This is a genomic window from Microcystis sp. M44BS1 (genome assembly GCF_020244875.1).
GTDB lineage: Bacteria > Cyanobacteriota > Cyanobacteriia > Cyanobacteriales > Microcystaceae > Microcystis > Microcystis panniformis.
This window is the reverse complement of sequence record NZ_JADBVM010000202.1, coordinates 1-18,551: the sequence shown is the minus strand read 5'-3', so window position 1 is coordinate 18,551 and position 18,551 is coordinate 1. Positions and strand designations below refer to the sequence as shown.

Genomic DNA, 18,551 nt, shown 5'->3' with positions numbered 1-18,551 from the left:
TATTCATAATAAATTTGGCAGAGGATTAAAGATTAGTTATTGTGACTAACTCTTTTGATTAGAAAAAGATAAACTTGAGAATCTTCGGTCAAATTTATTGACTCAAAATCAGCTGTAATTAATTTAAATGAAACAGCCCTAGGGGCAGGGGGGGGGTTGCCTTTTGCCTCTTCTTATAAGTAGCCTATACTTAACGGATTTAGTATTACCTAATCAATGATCACTAATTTTTAGGGAAGACGACGAGGATTCATGGTTTCTCCTGGGGTAATTTCTGCACTTTTAGAGTGGAGTAAGCGAGTTTGTTCGAGGATAGTTTCTAAGTCTTCATCCGAGAATTCTTGTACATAGTTTAATTTGACTTCTTCTAGGAAGATAATTAATAACATCTCGATTCTTTCTAGACTGTGACGGGATTGTAATTCCCCGGCGAGAGATTGCCCGAAACGCTGGACTAATTGCTGTAATAAACGCTCAAAAACTTCGTCTTCTTGGGTAATCTTGTCAGCTATATTAACAAAGGATTGATACAATTGACTAGATAAGCGATTGCTCAAGTCAGTTTTTAACCCTTTCATGCCGGGTAATCGCAATAAGCTTTGATACGCGGGAGTTTGACTGAGAATTTTCTCGATATTGTATTTAATTAAAGCTTCTGCTTCTGGTTTAACTTGCGGTAAAACCTTGTCAACGGTACTATTAACTACTAACCGAAAAATTTCGATAACTTCATTAGTATCATTGAGATTATTATATCCACCATTAAGGGATTTATCGAGAAATTTCTCCACTTGTCCCCGTCGAATATATTCCTGTATTTGATTAATAATTCTCAGGAAAATTATCTCAGTAATATCTTTAGAAATTAGCGCAACTAAGCCTTTAACTGCCTGTTCTTTAATCACCCTTAAGTTAATAATTTTAACTTGATCTAGGCGAATAACGGTAGGAATAAATCGCAACCATCTCCAGATAGGAATAAACAGAAAAATATCGTACCATCGCCATAACATAGCCTCGCGCCAACGCAGACCTTTATGAGTGCGAGCAATCCACCAAGTTCTTAGCATAAATTCCCAGAAAAAGACGATACCAAATAAAAAATCGATCGCCTCAAAGTTATCTATCGGTCTCCCATCTTCTCCCAGGGGACGAAAATAATTAGTTTCTATTAAAGGTTGAATTTCTTGATTGAAAAATTTCAACTCTTTTTCCCAGCCATTTTCACTGAGATAATCCCAACTCCAAAACTTCTGAAAGGCTGCTTTTGCGGAAACATTTTCCGTTTGAAAAACCCGCAAGCGCATTCTATTTTTAATCTTCTCTAAAGTCCCAGTTTTCTCGGCCGAAGCAAAGGGATTATTATCGATCATATCGACACTTTTTTGGCGTAAATTGGCTAAAATTTTCTCAATCTCTTGGCGATATTCTTGCAGATTAAACTCTGGGTTAAATACCTTTTGATTGATTAGTTCATTAAGTTTATCAACCGTAGCTAAATATTCACTGGTACTGCGATAGGGTTTAATTCCTTTCACCACATCATAATTAGCGATTCCTTTAACAAAGGGAATTTCTAGGGGTTTGTCGGGAGGTATTTGTAATTCTTGAAAGGAAATCATCCCAAGTTTTATTGGTTCATTAAATCTTAATAAAGTTATTTGCAAGCGTCCCTGTAACCAAAAATCTCGCAGGGGAATGTAGGTTAAATCGAAAATAACCAGAATATAATTACATAATACCAATAGGGCCATGCAAGTCTCAAAGAGATTGCGTAGGGAAAAACGACGGTTTCTGCTCACGGGGGTTTTAGTCAAAGTCATTAGCCTAGAAAGCACACTTTGACTATGGTAAACCGAAAACGCCTAATTTTTTGAACCCAAAGCGATAGAAGTGGTTAAAAAAGAGCGGTTAAACTTAGTTCTGCCTCAGCAATTAATAGATGTAGTCTTCTATTCTGTGATAGCATCCTAGCAGATTCAGTTAAGTAGTTAAGTAGCTGGTTATAATTAAATTAAAAATAGATTTTAGGTTCGATCCCCCCTATCCCTTATAGGGATCTTTCTTAACAATTTTTTCAGTAAGCACTACAACCCTTATCCTGACTTGATTTCAGTTTTTTCTTTGTCAGTAAGGGTGTCAACAAGGAATATTACAAATTGTTAACCGAGTCTTGAAAGCCTTGTGCTACAAGGGTTTGAAATGTTAAGAAAGATGTGACTAAAGGACAGCTTAATAAGGGGGGCATCTGATAATTTTTAACGCCTACCTACTTAGGTTACGCTTCATCCATCTGATCATCTCCCGGCCGCAGTTCGATCGAGAGGCCTTCCCGGGCGAGAATAGTTTCAGGGAAAATCTTTCTTACCTGTTCCCCAATGCGATCGAGAAAATCGTCATTATGGGCGGGATCGTGATGAAATAGAACTAACTGCTTAACTTGGGCTGCTTGAGCGATTTTGACTGCCTGCTGCCAAGTGGAATGACCCCAACCCACCTTAGAATACTTAGGATCGTTGTATTCTTCATCGGTGTAGGTAGCATCAATAATCATGACATCCGCTTGCCAGGCCAAAGCCAAAACGTTATCATCAAGGCGATTAGGAAAATGTTCGGTATCGGTAATATAAGCTGCCGATAAACCCCGCCAATTTACCCGATAACCCACCGCTTCTCCGGGATGATTTAAAGGACGGGTTTCGACGCTGACATCGCCACAGTGGAGGGTTTCGCCCATTTCTAGATTATAAAATTCTAAATCGGCCCCCATAATCTGCAAAGGCACGGGAAAATTAGGATGTAACATCTGATCGTGTAATGTTTGCTTGATGGTTGCTCCGTTAGTAGAGGGAACCGCGTAGATTTTAAAAGTATTGCCCCTGATAAAAGCAGGGGTAAAAAAAGGAAAACCCTGAATATGATCCCAATGGGAGTGGGTGAAAAATAAATGGGCTTTCGCCGGACTTTCTGCCATCAAAGACTGTCCTAGTATGCGTAACCCCGTACCACCGTCAAAAATTAATCTTTCTCCACCGACTTGCATCTCCACACAGGAAGTATTACCACCATAACGAACGGTTTCCGAACCTGGACAGGGAATACTCCCTCGTACTCCCCAAAATTTGATCTGGAAGCAGTTGTAGGGCATATCAGAAGTTTCTCTACTTGTGCTGATGGGCTAACAGATCAGATTAGCACTCTTCCAAAATCAAGGCGGTGACTTTATCTCTAAGCTCTTGACTATCTAAATTACTCGTTAAGATTCTAGGGGAGCGCCGGAGCTGCGGATCAGGGAGAAGCAGTTTGAGCATTTGTACTAAAATTTCCCCTACGCAGTTTAAACTCAGTACAGCTTAACACAACGATCTATGATTAAGGGGTGAGGATCGTCACTTTTGCAAGAGCCAAGGTATGGATTTACAAAAATTCTTAGAAAAACTGCCCCAACAGTATCAGGATTGGGGATCGCCTTTAATGTCGCCTATTTCCGAGCAATTAACCCTTTTAAGCCAAAAAACCGCCTCTTATCCTGATCGCAATCTCTTTCCCCTGCTCAATCTAGCCGTTGACTGTCTGCAACCGGACGAGGTTTACTGTCAAATTGGCTGTTTTCGTCGCGGTAGTTTAGTCGCCGCTTTCTGCAATAATAGCGATCGCTGCGGTTATGGCGTAGAAGCTTTTTTTAAATACGATCCATCGGGAGAAAAACTAACTATATTATCCCAGGATTTGGAGGATTTTCAACTATCAGAACAGATATTTTTAAGCGATCAAGAAACGGAAAACTTTTTCGATGATCTCGAAGAATTAAACAGTGAAGAAAAGCTGGGAGTTTATTACTACGATGCCGCCGAAGACTATCGCTCTCTCTTTATATCCTTACTTTTAGCCAAAAATTTCTGGTCTGATTCCGCTTTAATTATCATCAATAAATGTCAGCATCCTGCTCTCCAACAGGCAATAAAAGATTTTACTAAAACCCATCCCCAAGCTCAGATAATTTTAGATGATCAAGTCGCTAATCACGGTTTGCTTGGTTTGACAAATATTTGTTTATTAGCTTGGAATGCTCCCCCAGGGATAACAGCGCTAAAATCCCCAAAAAAACTGGTTTTAAATGTGGGTTGTGGTCCCTATAATCCCGAAGCTTTACCCCAACTATTCCGCGATGGCAATTGGCAAGAAATTCGCCTCGATATTAATACTGCTGTTAACCCCGATATTTTAGGAACGATTACCGATTTAAGTGCCGTTCCCGATAGCTCCGTCGATGCGGTTTTTTCTAGTCATAATCTAGAACATATTTATCATTACGAAGTTCCCATCGCCCTAGGGGAATTTAAACGCATTCTTAAACCCGAAGGCTTTTTGATGATTGTGGTTCCCGATATGCAAACCGCCGCCGAATTTGTCGCTAGAGGCGATATGGAAAATGAACCTTTGTATATTTCTCCCGGTGGTCCGGTGCGCGCTTTATGGATGTTTTACGGCATGGGAACAGAAGTCCCCGGAATGCCCTATATGGCTCACAAAACGGGTTTTACCTCTCAAAATCTCAACCAGAAATTACAGGAAGCAAATTTTGCCAGAGTCGAGGTAATTCGCACGGAATTTGAGTTAGTTGCTTTTGGGTATAAATCAGAGATTGGGGATAGGGAAATGGGGGGATAGGGAAATGGGGAAATGGGGAAATTTTAACTAATCCCTCAAAACTCCAAAACCCTAAAACCCCAAAACCCTAAAACCCAACACCCAACACACAACACTTATGTTTACTTCACGGAAGCAGAGGAAAGATTAGCAAAAATTGCCCGCAATTGTGGGGCGATTCTTTCCCTTTGATTGATTAAATAAATACTAACAAGGGTTAAAGATACCCCCGCCCATTGCAATACACTTAACATCTCACCGAGGAATAAATTCCCGAAAGTGAGGGCAAAAACCGGAGTTAAAAAAGTCAAAGAACTTAAACTGGTTAAATTGCCCTTGGCGGCTAAATAAAAGAATACTCCGTATGCGATCGCACTACCAAAAATCGTGGCATAACTTAAAGCTAACCAACCATTTAAATCTATATTTTGCCATTGATGGGATTCGGTGAAACCTGAAGCTAAAAATAGCGGCAATCCTCCTAAAATCATGTGCCATCCCGTGGCGCTGACGGGATCCGCATGACGACAGACAAACCGGATTAACACTGTTCCCACCGCCATGGATAGGGAAGCCAAAAGCATGAGCATTTCGCCGCTATTTAGTAATTCCTGCCAGCTAAAGTCAATATTTACCGCTTTTTGTCCAAAAAAGTCATAAAACCATTGATCGGGCAAGCCAATTAAACTAATTCCCCCAATCCCTAAACCCAATCCCAACCATCCCCAGACACCGATAACTTCTTTAAATAGCCAACTGGACATTAAAGCCACCGCTAGGGGTTGCGAGTCAATAATTACCGATCCTAACCCCGCCCCGGTGCGATTTAATCCCAATGCCAGAAAACCTTGAAAAAGAGTGCCATCCATGAGAGCAAACAGGGCAATCCATAGCCATGCTTGCAGGGTTTTGGGCTGAGGACGACCTAAAAACCAAGCTACCATTAAAACTAACATTCCGGCGGGAACAAGGCGAATTGCCGCCATAAATAGGGGGGTGGTGTGGGGGATAACACCCTTCATCGCTACCATCGCTGTTCCCCAGAGAAAAAACGGTGAGATAAGTAAGAGGGGCGAGGATTTCTTTAAATCTAAGTTTTCCATAGGTAGCGATCGAGTTTTGTCGATAACAAATTTCCCTAATTGTATAGTAGAGACTGGGGATCAGCCCTTAATTCTCCTGACTTTCTTCTAACTGATTTTCCTCTAAATCTGTTATTGGTTTTTCTTCCCCGTAACTGATCCAGATCGCAATCATTCCAGCAATAGGAATGGAGAGAAAAATACCTAATAATCCCGCAATTCTTTCGCCGATAAAGAGAGATAAAAACAAAATTACCGGGTTTAATTCTAGGGCATTGCCCATAACTTTAGGGCGAATAATATTATCTTGAATTTGTACCAAGACAACACAGACAATAAAAGCTTTAACGGCAATTGTTAGTCCTTGGGAGGTAAAAGTCAAGATAGTTACCAACAAAATGCCCAGGGTTGCACCAATACCTGGGATAGCATCGATAACACCAAGAACACCCGCCAAAACTAGCCCATATTGAATTCCCAATAGGGAAAAACTGAAGAAACTCGTCAACGATAAAAAGAGCATTAATAACAGTTGCCCGCGAATAAATCCCAGAAAACTTTGTCGAAAAGACGAGGCAAAACGCTCCCGGTATGCTGGGGGGAGAAGTTGCAAAAAACCTCGCCAGAGTTTATCACCATCGATGAGCATATAAACACTGATCACCGCCCCAAAAACGCCGGTAAAGACACTGGAAAAAACTCCCTGTACGACCGATAAACCCGTGGCTAAACCAGTTTGTAGGGTTCCCACCATTTTATTCCAATCTAATCGATCGAGAAAGTCTTTAAAGGGTAAAAAATCTTGTTGACCCAAGGCATCGGTAAGATTGAATAGTAGTCCTTTCCCCTGACTAACTGCTTCTAATCCTATGCCTGTGACTAATCTAAATAGGAGGATAAAAGCTACTATGGTGGTAATAGCAATGGCTAGTCCTCTCGGTAGATAACGAGATAACCAAACCACGGGATAATTTAATAGAGCAGCCAGGATCGCTGAACCGGTAAAAATAGCGATCGTCCCGTAGAAATAATTAATTAAGATAATCAGACTCCAGCCACAACCAAATAATAATAGATAGCGCACTAGAATCGAGTTATTCAGAGTTTTCCAAAAGGAGCTAGAAGGGGGCATAAATCAAGCCAGAAATAGGATTTTAACATTTAGAATTGTTTTAACAAAGCTTCCCGCATGACCGAGACGGGGACGGGTTGACCTAACCAGATTTCTAGGGCGATCGCTCCCTGATTAACTAACATTTCTAACCCATCAATAATTCTGATCCCTCTAGTCCGGGCCAACCGGAGAAATTTGGTCGGCCGGGGATTATAAATTAGATCGTAGGCGATCGCCGATGGGGGTAAAAGGTCTAATAATTCTAACTCAACAGGGGATTGTTCGCCCTGGGGGGACATTCCGATGGGGGTAGAATTAATCAGGAGTTCTGTGGTGGATACCAGCCCCTCTAATTCGTCCCAGCTATGCACTTCTAGGAGGTCATAGAGGCTGGTATTCGCCCAACTTTCTTTAAAAGGATCTAATTTCTTTTGATTGCGTCCTACCACATGAATTTCGCCACAGCCCAACTGGGCGCAAGCCACCACCACCGCCCGGGCAGCGCCGCCATTGCCTAAAATAACTGGATTCACCCGACTCCAATCTTTGTCAAGGGATTTCAAGGGTGCGAGAAAGCCATCCACATCGGTATTCGTTCCCTGCCAGCCGGTTTCCGTGCGCCAGACGGTGTTAACTGCGCCCACTAGCCTGGCTTTCTCGGTAATTTGCGATAATAAGGGAATAATTGCTAATTTATGGGGAATTGTGACGCTAAAACCCTCTAGATCGATGGCGGCCAAACCAGCGATCGCAGTTGCTAAGTTTTTCGGGGCGATCGGTAGGGGAAGATAGACATAATTTAGCCCCAAGGCATCGATAGCGGCATTGTGCATGAGGGGAGAAAGAGTATGGCCGATAGGATCGCCGATTACGCCTAATAACTTGGTTTTTCCGTTAATAATGGTCATAAAAAAAGGTGGGCTTTCCCCACCAAAGTTTGATATCAAGGGTGGCCAATGCTCACCTTACTATACTATTTCTTGATTTCACGGGCCATTTTCAGGAAAGGATTGATATTGTCATCGTTAGCGCGACGAACGTTATCATTAGCAGCGTTAGCCTTACTATTAGCCTCGGAAGTAGCCGATTTTGCCACAATACCGTTATCGGTGACTTTGCTGACTTCCATAGAAGAAATCTGTTTAATCGATTCGCCACCCTTTTTATTCGAGGCAGTTTTCGGGAAAGTACGTCGGATCGTGATCGGTGTCCGCATAAAGTCGATATCACCGAGAGTTTTAGCGTCATCGGGTTCCAAGTAAAAAGCCTCTTTCGGTTCCGGTGCGCTCATATCCATCGGTTCATCGACGTATTTCGTCTTATTGCCAAACAGGCCAAAGAATCCAGCCATTTTCTCGCTCTCCTAAATAAATATATTTACCATAAATTGCTGCTGATTGTTAAATAATATCAATATTTATGACAAAAAGCTAGGTAGGGTTTGCTGAATAAGTCTGTTGGTGGGGTTAGTAGCCGGTCGTCAGGAGTCAGGAGTCAGGAGTCAGGAGTCAGTATTCAGGAATCAGGAGATTATTTTTATTTGTTCTCCCCATACCCCAATTCATAATTCATAATTCATAATTCATAATTCATAATTCATAATTCATAATTTATAATTCCCCATCACCCCATCACCCCACACCCCACACCCTACACCCCACACCCCACACCCCATCACCCCATCACCCCACACCCCACACCCCGCACCCCACACCCCAATCAACGCTGTTCTAACCTACGACTGGCTAGGGACATAGAATAACAGAAAATCCAGTAAATAAACGCCAAAAATAGATAAACCTCTGGATAATCGCCGATAAATTTCGGATTAGCTAAAACCGATCCTGCCATACCCAAGAGGTCCACCAGTCCCACGATCGCCAGTAGAGAAGTATCCTTAAATAAACTGATAAATTGACCAACAATAGCGGGAATGACCGCTTTTAAAGCTTGGGGTAGAACGATCAATAATAAAACGAAAATCGGTTTTAAACCCAAGGCTTTGGCCGCTTCAATTTGACCTTTGGGAATCGCTTGTAAACCACCCCGGACATTTTCGGCCAGATAGGCTGCTGCAAAAAGGGTAAATCCGGCGATCGCTCTGATCACCCGTTCAGGTCTCGTCCCGGCGGGTAAAATTAAAGGTAACATCACCTGAGCCATGAATAAAATTCCCAACAAAGGTAAACCGCGCAATAATTCGATATAGCCAATAGATAGCCAACGAATTGCCGGTAATTCACTCTGTCTCCCCAGGGCTAATAATACCCCCAAGGGGAAAGATAAAATCATACTGGCGATCGCTACTAATAAAGTTAAGATTAAACCACTGAGATCATCGAGGGGAATTGCCTTTAAAAATAATCCTCCCAATAGTAACCAAGCGATTAAAGGTAAAGTCAATAACCAGAGCAATCCCCACCAGCGTTGGAGAAAAGCGGGGCAATTGGGGAAGCGACCCCGGTTTAATTGCCAAGAAAACAGTGATAAAGCCGCAATTATCGTTAAAATCAGCCAAATTCGCCATATTGACTGTTCTGGATAACGACCGACCACAAATAAACCGATATTTTCCGTCACTACAGCCCATTTTGCCTGATTTATCGCCCAATCAAGGAAACTTAAGCCACCCCAGAGGCTGAGAAATAGACCCGCAAGGGTTAAGATGACGTTGTACCAAGTGTTAAAGAGATTTTTTCTTAACCAGAGTCCCATAAAATTCCCTAACCTCCACAGTGGTTATCATTGTACTTTTTCAGTACAATGGTGCTAAGTAGGAAGGCACAATTATTTGTAGGATGGGTTAGCGGTAGCGTAACCCATGCGGGCGTTGGGTTTCATGCTTCAACCCAACCTACGTTCATCTTATATTTAATTCCACCCACCCACTTATTAGAAAAATTCAGACTGATTTTCGACCATGAACAGTTGCATTTTAATGGCTAAAATTGTCCGTCGTCCCGAATTACGTTATACCCAAGATAATCAAACTCCCTACGCTCAAATGTTAGTCGAGTTTTCCCCCAATCGTGCCGAGGCAACCCCGGCTAATTTAAGGGCCGTAGCTTGGGGAAATTTGGCCTCAGAAGTCGCTCAGAACTATAATGAAGGCGATCGGGTAATTTTGGAAGGTCGTCTCTCCATGCAGACGATCGATCGTCCCGAAGGTTTTAAGGAAAAACGGGCCGAATTAGTTATTAGTCATCTCTATCATCTTGACGGCAGCGTGAGTAGCGGTGAAATGGCAGCCCCGACTCCAGAAAAAGTCGTGCCAATCAATACCCACAAATCGAATAAAACCCCGGTGGAAAAACCCGTCGCACCTGTATCCACTGGGGACTTTGAATATGACGCATCCTATGAACTTTCTAATCCTTCCGCTTGGCAACCTTCTGACACATCGGTGGAGGAAAATTTAGACGATATTCCTTTCTAATCACCCCAACAGAATTAATGGCTCTTCTCGATTTTGTCTGATAATTTTTGCTTATGGAATCGTGGAATGCTTATCGGGCAAGACTTTCAGCACTATTTGGCGGATATTCTATCAGTATAGACCTCGTTTCCACACAGAAACCAGAAGAGCCAGTTCTTGCCTTCTAACCCCCTAACTCCCCACCATTGATACTTTTCTTTTGTTGAACGTAGCTCTGAAAATCGGCGAGGGTCAGTTCATCTAACCACTGGTGTCGCTCGGCGGTGTAATCGCCATGGCCGACTTCCAATTGTTGCAGGAAGCGGAGCATTCCCACCACCCCTAAAGAGTCAACTAAAGCTTGATATCCTTGTTTTCTCAGTTCAGCTAATTTCATTGCCATCCTCCTGTAAAGTCGCCATCAACCAAATCACGGGATTCTCTACCGTTACGTTAATTGAATCTCTATATTGTTGAGCTTTTCGCAGCAGCCTGTCATCGGTGGTCAGCAAAACATCAGCGCCCCCCGCTTCGGCAAAAGCCAGATGTAAGGCATCATAAAACTTAAAACCCAGTTGGGAGGTACGGAGTAGGGGCAATTCATGAATTGCCCCTACTGGCGATGGGCGTTTCCCTCGATAGCATCCAACGGGCAGCTTCTACAGTAGCTTCTTGCCAAAATTCGGCATCAGTAGCAGCTATATCTGAATAATCTATATCAGAATCTTTCATCTGACCAAGGATCTTTAATTGTTCCTCTCTCGACATAGTCATAATAAATAATCACCTAAGTAGGTAGGCGTTAAAAATCATCAGATGCCCCCCTTATTAAGGGGGGATTAAAGGGGGGACTAAGGGGGGATCGGCACCCCCCTTATCAAGGGGGGCAGGGGGGATCGAACCTAAAATCCATTTTTAATTTAATTATAACCAGCTACTTAACAATATTAGCGAAATTTTGAACCCTATTACCGAATCTTACACACCGCGCCACAATCCCTCACGGAAGGCGATCGGTCGCCTGAGAAGCAGTAAAACAGGGTAAAATACCTGAAAATCCTTCCCCTATGAATCCCTAAGCTAGGGAGAAGAATATAAAGATTTATTAAATTGTAGCTTTTGATACAGTGCGGGGGGGGGGTAATGTGTATCCTTTTGTCATCTGCCTCCTGTCTTGGGTTGGGTTGTTGCTTGACCTAGCTGCGAGGGAGGGCGAACGTTCACTAGCGTTTACTTGAAGTTTTCCCTGAGTCAAGAGAGATGAGACAAGTAAACAGGCTATTACAAAAGTTCATTATCTGCTTGACAGCAGTGGGAATCGCCATTGCTGGGACGCACATTGTCCCTACTTTGTCGGAAAATCACCCTAATCAGGGCAACGAGTCGGGCAAGGTATTTGTCCAGGTGATTGGCGGAGACAATGAGAAGTTAGCTGGTCAAACACTCGCAGCAGAGTGGATTGTTCAAGCAACTGCTCAACTTGGTTCTCCCTATGCTTGGGAACGTACTGATTGGATTGAAGTAATGGAAAACAAACAGGAAATCTATAGAACCATGATGGGAGGGCGACTGATTGAAGCACGGTTATTGCCCAATGAAAAGCCAGATCAGGTAACAGTAGAAATTACTGGCTTTAAAATCGGAACAGTTCCCCGTTTGGTCACTCTTCAACGTCGCAATGGGGTGAGAGAGTTGCTCAAATTGACTAATTATCCAGGAGAAAGAAATGTCTTCCTGGCAGTTCGGATTGGCAAATTTTCCAATCATCAAGATTAAAAAATCTCGAATTTTAAGGAGAAAAAATGAACAATATTTCATTCAAAAATAAAGGTGGCAACTATAACGCTCAGTCAGCTTCTTTGGCATTGGGAATAGCCACGCTTGCGCTTCTGTCTGCTCCCCAAACTACTTGGGCAGCAGATTTGAAAAAATATGATGTGAAATGTGGCGATCAGCTATGTGGAACCTTCGAGATCGATCTTGACGAATATAAAGAATATAAGAACACCCCTGGTAATAACTCTAATTTATGGAGGGGGGGAGTGAATATAGGTGGTAAATTCGTCCCTAAGAAGAACAATGAATTTCACTATATTCAAAGTGTTAAGGACAATACGGATCACTTCCGTTGGATTAACGATGCCAGTGTACCTTTACCGGAACCTTATCTCGATCCGCCTCCTGGAGGTTACAAAGTCCGTACTGATGTTGGAGCAAATACATTTGTGGATCAACCATTCGATTATTTGCCTTGGTATGATGAAGGGGAATTTCCCCTATTTTCAGATGCCCCCAATTCTCGCCTGCCCTATGCCAAAACTAAAAAAGTTGAACTTCTCTTCGAGACGTGGATAGTTTGCGTTATTGACAAGAAAATAATCCCTAACACGATAGCTAAAGACGACACCTATAACGTTGCGCCGTTGTGGGGTTTTCAATGGGGATACACAATTGACTATAAAGATGTTGGAGTAATAGGAACGGATGAACCTGCCGACTTTACCGTGACTAAAGTTGACTTCACACCTTTAGTGACACCATCAGCAGATTGGAATAAGGCAACGAGTTCAGCTACCAAATACGGTGCAGGTGATAAACAGGATTTCTGGAACATCACCAAGGGAGATTGTAAAGACTGTGTAACACTTGACGCGCGAAAAGTCCCCGAACCCACCTCAACCCTCAGCCTCCTCGCACTCGGCACACTCGGCGCAGCTTCAACCATCAAGCGCCAACTTAAACCCTCTAAATCCACTGAAAAAGAAACTACAAAAGTCTCCTAAAATCCCCCATAAAACCCCACAAAAACCCTTTCATTAATTGGAGGGGTTTTTGTCATAAAACCCAGTCGTTGATCATTAGGAGAATTGAGATTGATTGTATATACCCCAAAATAGTCCTACTGATCAGTAATTTTACTTTCAGCGAGAATTTCTTGGAGGACGGGGGATAAATTGCTAGTTAAACGGCCAGATCGAATAAATTCAGCGTAGGTATCAGCTTCGATATCTAGGAGGGTTTCCCGAAGTTGTTCCATTGTCAATAGCTGTAATTGGGGATAACTATCGTTGAGAGATTGTATTTCCGCTTCTACAGTCTTTAATTTTTCTTTGACGAGATGCTGCTCATAACTAAAAAATTCGGGGGCAACATCGGGAGATTTATCTAACTTAGAAAGATAGTCTAAAACCCTTTTTAAAGCTACCCGTCGGGCTAAAAGTTCCGCATAGTTTTCTCGAATTGGTTGATCACCGATCAGGTCTAATCTCGATAGGAAAGTTTGAATAGTTAATCCCTGAACCAAAAGGGTAAAGAGAACAACTCCGAAGACGATATCGATGATATCCTGACGATTGGGAAAAATAACCGGCACACTTAAAGCTAGGGCAATAGAAACGGAACCGCGCAAACCTCCCCACCATAAAACCGTTTTTTCTCGCCAATTAATTTTAGTTTCCATCAAGGCATTACTAACAGTTGCCAAAGCAAAGGTAGCCAGAAAACGGGCCGCTACCACGGCGGCGATCGTGATAAAAATTAAATTGAGATTATCAGCTAAACTGGAGAGACGGATCTGATCGCCGATGAGGAGAAAAACGATCGAATTGACAAAAAAAGCGAGAAACTCCCAGAATTCCGTGACTAATAGGCGGGTACGGGGACTCATGCTAATTCGAGAGCCAAAATTACCTAAAATAATCCCCGTAGTCACCACTCCGATTACCCCCGAACCCCCGAACTCCTCGGTTAGTAAATAAGCACCGTAGGCGGACACAAGAGTTAAAGACTGTTCCACTAGGGGTAAATCGAGACGTTGAGTCAGATAGGAAATACCAAAACCCACTAAACAACCCACTGCCACCCCGATACCGATAAAAGCGGCAATCCGGCTAATAGTTGTCTCTAAGGATAGACCACTAGCACCGAGGGGAATTTCCACCAAAAGAGCGAAAGCGACCACAGCGACCCCATCATTAAATAAGCTTTCCCCTTCCAAAAGCACGGTGAGCTTTTTACTGGCCCCTAATTCGCGAAAAAGAGCGACAACAGCGACGGGATCCGTAGAAGAAAGGCTCGCACCCACTAATAATGCCGTAAATAGGGGTAAATTGGTCAATTCATCTAGGGTAAAACCAACCCCGAAAATCGAGATAATTACGCCGACAATAGCGAAAAGACTGACGGGAATCCAATTATCCTTCAGATCTCGCCAGCGGGTATTCCAAGCGGCTTCAAATAGCAAAGGGGGCAGAAAAATTTCTAGAATCAGTTCGGGGGATAGGTTTACCAGACGGATATCGATGAAGGCTAAACCCAAACCGACTATCACTAACAATAGGGTGTAAGGAATTTGGCGAAACCAGCTAAAAATCCTCGAAACCGTGGCCACACTCAGGGAAACGGACAAAACAATTAGAAATTGTTCTAAATTTTGCTTAATGACTTCATCGGTAGCGGATTCTAAACTCATTGGGTGGGAGGCAATCGGTGAGCGGACGTGCAAGAAAAGAACAATCTAAATTATTATTACACTTTAGAACCAGTGATTTTTTCTCCTAAACCCAAGTTTTTCTGCTGGCAATTCCTTATTATCTATGTCCTTGACTATGCCTCAGTCTGCCGAGTCCTCCACGGGTGAGGATTTACCCCTAGCTATCTCACCCAGTAACGAGCAGTTAGAGAGTATTAATAGCTATTTAAACCTGATTTTGGTTGCTTTAGTCTCTCTAGCTAATTTAGACTCCGAGTCTATCACCCAAGCAGCCCAAGAATTAGCCTTAGATCTGGATACAAGCGATCGCCTAGTTGCCCACCACTGGCAACCCCAGTCAAACCTCTCCCTAGCGGACATCCGTTCTCTAGTTCTCCTCCTCTGTCATCTAGCCCAAAAAAAGCAAGAGTTAATCCGTCGCGCCGTAATTCTCTTGGAACAAGTGGGAACTCAAGGACAAGAACCGGTCAAAACCACGCTTTTAGGCAATTATATCGCTAATTTTCGCTTAAAATACCCAGAAATATCGGAAAATAATCTCATTGATTCTAGCCTAACTTCCCTAGCTTGGAAATTATTAATCGATTTATTGTTCTACAGCAGTCCCCGCAGTCATCTCCTTCTTTGGCACACCCTTTTGGCAAGTCAAAAATAAAAAGCCTATCAGTTATCAGTTATCAGTTATCAGTTATCAGATGTAAGTTTTCAGATGTAAGTTTTCAGATGTAAGTTTTCAGTTCACTGTTTACTGTTTACTGGACGGCTACGCCGTGCCTTTGGCAACACTGAAAAAAAAGCTTCCCAGTTCATAATTCATAATTCATAATTCATAATTCATAATTCATAATTCATAATTTATAAGTACCTAAGCAAAATTAATTACACATATCTAACCACCTCTTGCCTCTTGCCTCTTGCCTCTTGCCTCTTGCCTATCTTCACTAGGAAATTAATTTTGCACGACTACTTAATTTATAATTCCCACCGATAACTAAAAATGAGTAATCTAATTCGCAAATATACACCCCCCACCTGTACCCTAGAAATTTGGGGAAATAGTTCGCCCCTAGCGGTTTGGCTAGGTAAAAATGTCTTAAACGATGCTCACTTTCAATTGCGCTTTGATGATCCTAGATTGAGTGAGGAAAAGCAGGTGACGATCAAAGGCGATCGCACACAATTGCAACTCCTAGGGGAAATTGTCGCTAATTATGTGCAGAATTTACTCTCTAGTCCTGTTTCTACCCTCTCTTTCGTGGCTAGTGGTTCCCCCGAAAGTCATCTCCCCTCCTTACCCTCTCTCCGTTGTCAGGGACTTCTCCAGCATCAATTATTTTTAGGTTCCTTGCTAACCGATAGGGATAAACAGGAGATTGAATTAACCACATCGCAATTATTCGACCTAGCCAATGCTTTAGGGGAATACAACCATGAAAGTCCCCTAATACCCCCTTTAATTCGCCAGAAAACTCGAAAGAATACCCTGATCTGGACGGGATTAATCGCCTCAGCCCTAATAACTATCGGGGGAATAGCGATCGCATTTTATCAACAGCAAGAACTAACCAACAATGATTTAACCACCGATCCCAATAGCGCCAGGATTCCCCAACCCTTGCCAACGCTGCCTTTACCCCCCACGGGAACAGCCGCCCCAAACCCGCAGTTACCGGCAAATTTGGGCAATAAAACCCCTTTACCGCCACCGCCCCCCGTGGCAACCGTTCCAGCCCCAGTTCGTCCCTCTAGCGTCCCCCTAGTGATTCCGCCGTCCACTTTACCGCCGCCACCAGTCACGGGTTCGCGTCCCGGCGGCACGGCGATCGTAATTGAACCGAATAATCAGAACATCCCGATTACTGCCCCCCCCGTCACCAGCGCTCAGGGTACAAATGCACTAGCAAATGTTCCCCCCACCACGATGAATCCGAGTCCAGCACCGCCAAAATTGCCCAATTTACCGCCTCTAAGCCCTGTTAACCCTGAAAATGTCAATTTAGACTCCAAACCGCCCACAAGTACCGCTAAAGCCCCAGAGACGAACTTACTAGATACCATTCCCCAAGTGGCAGAAACCAGAGAATATTTTCAGTCCCGTTGGCAACCCCCGGAAAGTCTCAAGCATACTCTAGAGTACCGTTTGGTCTTAAATCAGGATGGTTCCCTAAAACAGATTATTCCCCTAGGACAGGCGGCGAAAATCTATCTCGATCGCACTAATATGCCCCTGCTCAATCAACCTTTCGTTTCTCCCCTCGATATCTCTGGTAATCCTCAATTGCGTCTAGTTCTTGGTTCTGATGGCACGGTGCGGACTTTTATGGAACAGTAATAGGGGACTTGCGTGGGAATAATATCCCAATCGATCGGAGGGCGCAAGCTTTGCGCCCCTACAGTAACGGATTTTGTCCACAATGTAGGGGCGAACTGCGTTCGCCCAAAAGGTACATTATCAAAGCGCAAGTCCGTAGGCTGTACTGCATTTAATTAACAATAATCTCGTCGGCGCTGTCGGGTTGGTTCATTTCTGTTAGGGTTTGCCAACCGGATTGCCAGAGATTCGCGTCTTGCAACTGTTTAGCATTAATCCAGAAGCGGACAGTCGGATCGCAGGAAGCGACTAATTCGGCAAAAACCCATTGACCGCGATTTTGACGATTGACCACTTGAAAATGTCGCCAGCCCCATGTTTTTTGTTTTGCCGTCCATTTTGATCCCAAGAGATGGGGATACTTCTGTTTTTTGGGCATAAAAGTTAAAACACCTGAGTTCGGGATAGGCTGAAACCCTTATATTATCCTCGTTGGCCCACCCGATTTTTTTCCGGTAGCCAAGGAGAGGAAAAATGATCGGGGCGCTTAAGTGCGCCCCAGTTTTGGCTAATAACCGCGCCAAACACCAACCAAAACCCCTTGCACTTGTACTTGTTCAGTATTGGCTGTAATTGGTTGATATTTTTGATTGGAGGGTTGGAGAGTGATGATTTCGCCTTCTTGGTAGAAACGTTTTAAAGTAGTGCCGTGGCCTTCGACTCTGGCGGCGACGATTTCTCCATTGGACACCGCTTCATTACCCGTGAGAGAACGCATAATCACCAGATCCCCATCGGCAATATGATCCTCGATCATACTGTCTCCGGAAACGCGCAGGGCATAACAGTCTTGGCTGCGTTGCAACAGGTTAGAAAGATCGAGTTTTTCTTCCACATCGGTGAAGGGTTCCACTAAACCACCAGCAGCGATCGCACCTAGAACCGGTAAACCTTGCACTGGTTGTTTGAGAATCCGCAGGGTGCGTGCTTTTCCTTCTGTCCAATCAATATAGCCTTTGGTGCGTAAACGTTCTAAACGGCTTTGAATCGGTGCGGGAGAGCGTAAATTCATCGCTCGCATCATTTGCCGGATGGAAGGGGCGTGCTGAGTAGTGCGAATGTACTCAATTAGCCAGTCGTACAACTCCTGTTGCGCTTGAGTAAGGGATTCGAGGTTAGTCATGATCTATTTTCCTATCCTTGGGTTAAGATAATTTGTACTTTAGTTCATTTGTGTTTAACCTAGTACATCTTAACTTCATCGGCCGACTAAATCAACTGATTATTAGATCTCTTGCGAAAATCAAAAATTGTCGTGCTTGGTTAGGAGACTCCGAGACAGCCTTGAATCAGTTATCAGTTAGGGACTTGCTTGGGAATAATATCCCAATCGATCGGAGGGCGCAAGCTTTGCGCCCCTACAGTAACGGATTTTGTCCACAATGTAGGGGCGAACTGCGTTCGCCCAAAAGGTACATTATCAAAGC

At 43.4% G+C, this 18,551-nt stretch carries 19 protein-coding genes; 6 read left to right on the top strand and 13 right to left on the bottom strand.

Features of this window, described 5'->3' with window-relative positions; genetic code table 11:
• Positions 1-230: 230 nt before the first annotated feature.
• Positions 231-1,823, bottom strand: a complete 1,593-nt coding sequence (locus IM515_RS16000; protein WP_002767066.1) for a hypothetical protein — start codon at positions 1,821-1,823, stop codon at positions 231-233.
• Positions 1,824-2,278: 455 nt separating this feature from the next.
• Positions 2,279-3,148, bottom strand: coding sequence for an MBL fold metallo-hydrolase (locus IM515_RS15995; protein ID WP_002767065.1), 870 nt, complete (start codon positions 3,146-3,148; stop codon positions 2,279-2,281).
• A gap of 263 nt (positions 3,149-3,411) precedes the next feature.
• Between IM515_RS15995 and IM515_RS15990 the strand changes: the two genes are divergently transcribed.
• Positions 3,412-4,671 carry a class I SAM-dependent methyltransferase gene (locus IM515_RS15990; RefSeq protein ID WP_287628333.1) on the top strand — a complete coding sequence of 420 codons (1,260 nt, stop codon included), beginning with the start codon at positions 3,412-3,414 and terminating at the stop codon, positions 4,669-4,671.
• A gap of 101 nt (positions 4,672-4,772) precedes the next feature.
• Here IM515_RS15990 and IM515_RS15985 read toward each other — a convergent pair whose 3' ends face one another.
• From IM515_RS15985 to IM515_RS15965, 5 genes are all read right to left on the bottom strand, one after another.
• Complete coding sequence (locus IM515_RS15985) at positions 4,773-5,753, bottom strand: DMT family transporter (RefSeq protein ID WP_287628332.1); 981 nt, start codon at positions 5,751-5,753, stop codon at positions 4,773-4,775.
• Between the two features lie 67 nt (positions 5,754-5,820).
• Positions 5,821-6,864, bottom strand: coding sequence for an AI-2E family transporter (locus IM515_RS15980; RefSeq protein WP_287628331.1), 1,044 nt, complete (start codon positions 6,862-6,864; stop codon positions 5,821-5,823).
• 29 nt (positions 6,865-6,893) lie between these two features.
• Positions 6,894-7,754 carry a shikimate dehydrogenase gene (locus tag IM515_RS15975; protein ID WP_287628329.1) on the bottom strand — a complete coding sequence of 287 codons (861 nt, stop codon included), beginning with the start codon at positions 7,752-7,754 and terminating at the stop codon, positions 6,894-6,896.
• Between the two features lie 65 nt (positions 7,755-7,819).
• On the bottom strand, positions 7,820-8,197 hold the full coding sequence (locus tag IM515_RS15970; protein ID WP_002737069.1) for a hypothetical protein: 378 nt from the start codon (positions 8,195-8,197) through the stop codon (positions 7,820-7,822).
• A 368-nt stretch (positions 8,198-8,565) separates the two neighbouring features.
• A complete protein-coding gene (locus tag IM515_RS15965; RefSeq protein WP_287628328.1) occupies positions 8,566-9,561 on the bottom strand; it encodes an amino acid ABC transporter permease in 996 nt (331 codons plus the stop codon).
• Between the two features lie 205 nt (positions 9,562-9,766).
• Between IM515_RS15965 and IM515_RS15960 the strand changes: the two genes are divergently transcribed.
• Entirely contained in the window at positions 9,767-10,282 is a 516-nt protein-coding gene (locus IM515_RS15960; protein ID WP_287628327.1) for a single-stranded DNA-binding protein, read from the top strand.
• A 163-nt stretch (positions 10,283-10,445) separates the two neighbouring features.
• Here IM515_RS15960 and IM515_RS15955 read toward each other — a convergent pair whose 3' ends face one another.
• Genes IM515_RS15955 through IM515_RS15945 form a run of 3 tightly spaced genes read right to left on the bottom strand, consistent with a single transcriptional unit; the run spans position 10,446 to position 11,035 of the window.
• Positions 10,446-10,658, bottom strand: a complete 213-nt coding sequence (locus tag IM515_RS15955) for a hypothetical protein (RefSeq protein ID WP_002758270.1) — start codon at positions 10,656-10,658, stop codon at positions 10,446-10,448.
• A complete protein-coding gene (locus IM515_RS15950; RefSeq protein ID WP_287628326.1) occupies positions 10,645-10,860 on the bottom strand; it encodes a PIN domain-containing protein in 216 nt (71 codons plus the stop codon). The genes IM515_RS15955 and IM515_RS15950 overlap by 14 nt, the downstream gene beginning before the upstream one ends.
• A 1-nt stretch (position 10,861) precedes the next feature.
• Positions 10,862-11,035: a hypothetical protein gene (locus IM515_RS15945; RefSeq protein ID WP_287628324.1), complete on the bottom strand. Its 174-nt coding sequence runs from the start codon at positions 11,033-11,035 to the stop codon at positions 10,862-10,864.
• A 486-nt stretch (positions 11,036-11,521) separates the two neighbouring features.
• Between IM515_RS15945 and IM515_RS15940 the strand changes: the two genes are divergently transcribed.
• Together IM515_RS15940 and IM515_RS15935 are read left to right on the top strand one after the other, a co-directional pair.
• Entirely contained in the window at positions 11,522-12,037 is a 516-nt protein-coding gene (locus IM515_RS15940) for a hypothetical protein (RefSeq protein WP_287628323.1), read from the top strand.
• A gap of 26 nt (positions 12,038-12,063) precedes the next feature.
• Entirely contained in the window at positions 12,064-13,044 is a 981-nt protein-coding gene (locus tag IM515_RS15935) for a PEP-CTERM sorting domain-containing protein (protein ID WP_287628322.1), read from the top strand.
• A 116-nt stretch (positions 13,045-13,160) separates the two neighbouring features.
• Here the strand turns inward: IM515_RS15935 and IM515_RS15930 are convergent, their stop codons facing one another.
• A complete protein-coding gene (locus tag IM515_RS15930; RefSeq protein ID WP_002737412.1) occupies positions 13,161-14,732 on the bottom strand; it encodes a Na+/H+ antiporter in 1,572 nt (523 codons plus the stop codon).
• A 136-nt stretch (positions 14,733-14,868) separates the two neighbouring features.
• Here IM515_RS15930 and IM515_RS15925 point away from each other — a divergent pair, with 136 nt between their 5' ends.
• Together IM515_RS15925 and IM515_RS15920 are read left to right on the top strand one after the other, a co-directional pair.
• A complete protein-coding gene (locus IM515_RS15925; protein WP_193960761.1) occupies positions 14,869-15,408 on the top strand; it encodes a DUF3038 domain-containing protein in 540 nt (179 codons plus the stop codon).
• Positions 15,409-15,750: 342 nt separating this feature from the next.
• Entirely contained in the window at positions 15,751-17,085 is a 1,335-nt protein-coding gene (locus tag IM515_RS15920; RefSeq protein WP_287628321.1) for a DUF4335 domain-containing protein, read from the top strand.
• Positions 17,086-17,236: 151 nt separating this feature from the next.
• On the opposite strand, the gene IM515_RS15915 is transcribed toward IM515_RS15920, so the two are convergent.
• Complete coding sequence (locus IM515_RS15915) at positions 17,237-17,503, bottom strand: TIGR02450 family Trp-rich protein (protein WP_002737176.1); 267 nt, start codon at positions 17,501-17,503, stop codon at positions 17,237-17,239.
• Positions 17,504-17,632: 129 nt separating this feature from the next.
• Positions 17,633-18,247 carry a transcriptional repressor LexA gene (lexA, locus tag IM515_RS15910; protein WP_287628320.1) on the bottom strand — a complete coding sequence of 205 codons (615 nt, stop codon included), beginning with the start codon at positions 18,245-18,247 and terminating at the stop codon, positions 17,633-17,635.
• Positions 18,248-18,551 lie beyond the last annotated feature (304 nt).

Excerpts from the sequence above, each read along its gene's own strand:
- IM515_RS15925 (WP_193960761.1), top strand. The coding sequence starts at position 14,869 with ATGCCTCAGTCTGCCGAGTCCTCCACGGGTGAGGATTTACCCCTAGCT.
- IM515_RS15990 (WP_287628333.1), top strand. The coding sequence starts at position 3,412 with ATGGATTTACAAAAATTCTTAGAAAAACTGCCCCAACAGTATCAGGAT.
- IM515_RS15965 (WP_287628328.1), bottom strand. The coding sequence starts at position 9,561 with ATGGGACTCTGGTTAAGAAAAAATCTCTTTAACACTTGGTACAACGTC.
- IM515_RS15960 (WP_287628327.1), top strand. The coding sequence starts at position 9,767 with ATGAACAGTTGCATTTTAATGGCTAAAATTGTCCGTCGTCCCGAATTA.
- lexA (WP_287628320.1), bottom strand. The coding sequence starts at position 18,247 with ATGACTAACCTCGAATCCCTTACTCAAGCGCAACAGGAGTTGTACGAC.
- IM515_RS15935 (WP_287628322.1), top strand. The coding sequence starts at position 12,064 with ATGAACAATATTTCATTCAAAAATAAAGGTGGCAACTATAACGCTCAG.
- IM515_RS15975 (WP_287628329.1), bottom strand. The coding sequence starts at position 7,754 with ATGACCATTATTAACGGAAAAACCAAGTTATTAGGCGTAATCGGCGAT.
- IM515_RS15920 (WP_287628321.1), top strand. The coding sequence starts at position 15,751 with ATGAGTAATCTAATTCGCAAATATACACCCCCCACCTGTACCCTAGAA.
- IM515_RS15985 (WP_287628332.1), bottom strand. The coding sequence starts at position 5,753 with ATGGAAAACTTAGATTTAAAGAAATCCTCGCCCCTCTTACTTATCTCA.
- IM515_RS15915 (WP_002737176.1), bottom strand. The coding sequence starts at position 17,503 with ATGCCCAAAAAACAGAAGTATCCCCATCTCTTGGGATCAAAATGGACG.
- IM515_RS15945 (WP_287628324.1), bottom strand. The coding sequence starts at position 11,035 with ATGACTATGTCGAGAGAGGAACAATTAAAGATCCTTGGTCAGATGAAA.
- IM515_RS15980 (WP_287628331.1), bottom strand. The coding sequence starts at position 6,864 with ATGCCCCCTTCTAGCTCCTTTTGGAAAACTCTGAATAACTCGATTCTA.
- IM515_RS15970 (WP_002737069.1), bottom strand. The coding sequence starts at position 8,197 with ATGGCTGGATTCTTTGGCCTGTTTGGCAATAAGACGAAATACGTCGAT.
- IM515_RS15930 (WP_002737412.1), bottom strand. The coding sequence starts at position 14,732 with ATGAGTTTAGAATCCGCTACCGATGAAGTCATTAAGCAAAATTTAGAA.
- IM515_RS15940 (WP_287628323.1), top strand. The coding sequence starts at position 11,522 with ATGAGACAAGTAAACAGGCTATTACAAAAGTTCATTATCTGCTTGACA.
- IM515_RS16000 (WP_002767066.1), bottom strand. The coding sequence starts at position 1,823 with ATGACTTTGACTAAAACCCCCGTGAGCAGAAACCGTCGTTTTTCCCTA.
- IM515_RS15955 (WP_002758270.1), bottom strand. The coding sequence starts at position 10,658 with ATGAAATTAGCTGAACTGAGAAAACAAGGATATCAAGCTTTAGTTGAC.
- IM515_RS15995 (WP_002767065.1), bottom strand. The coding sequence starts at position 3,148 with ATGCCCTACAACTGCTTCCAGATCAAATTTTGGGGAGTACGAGGGAGT.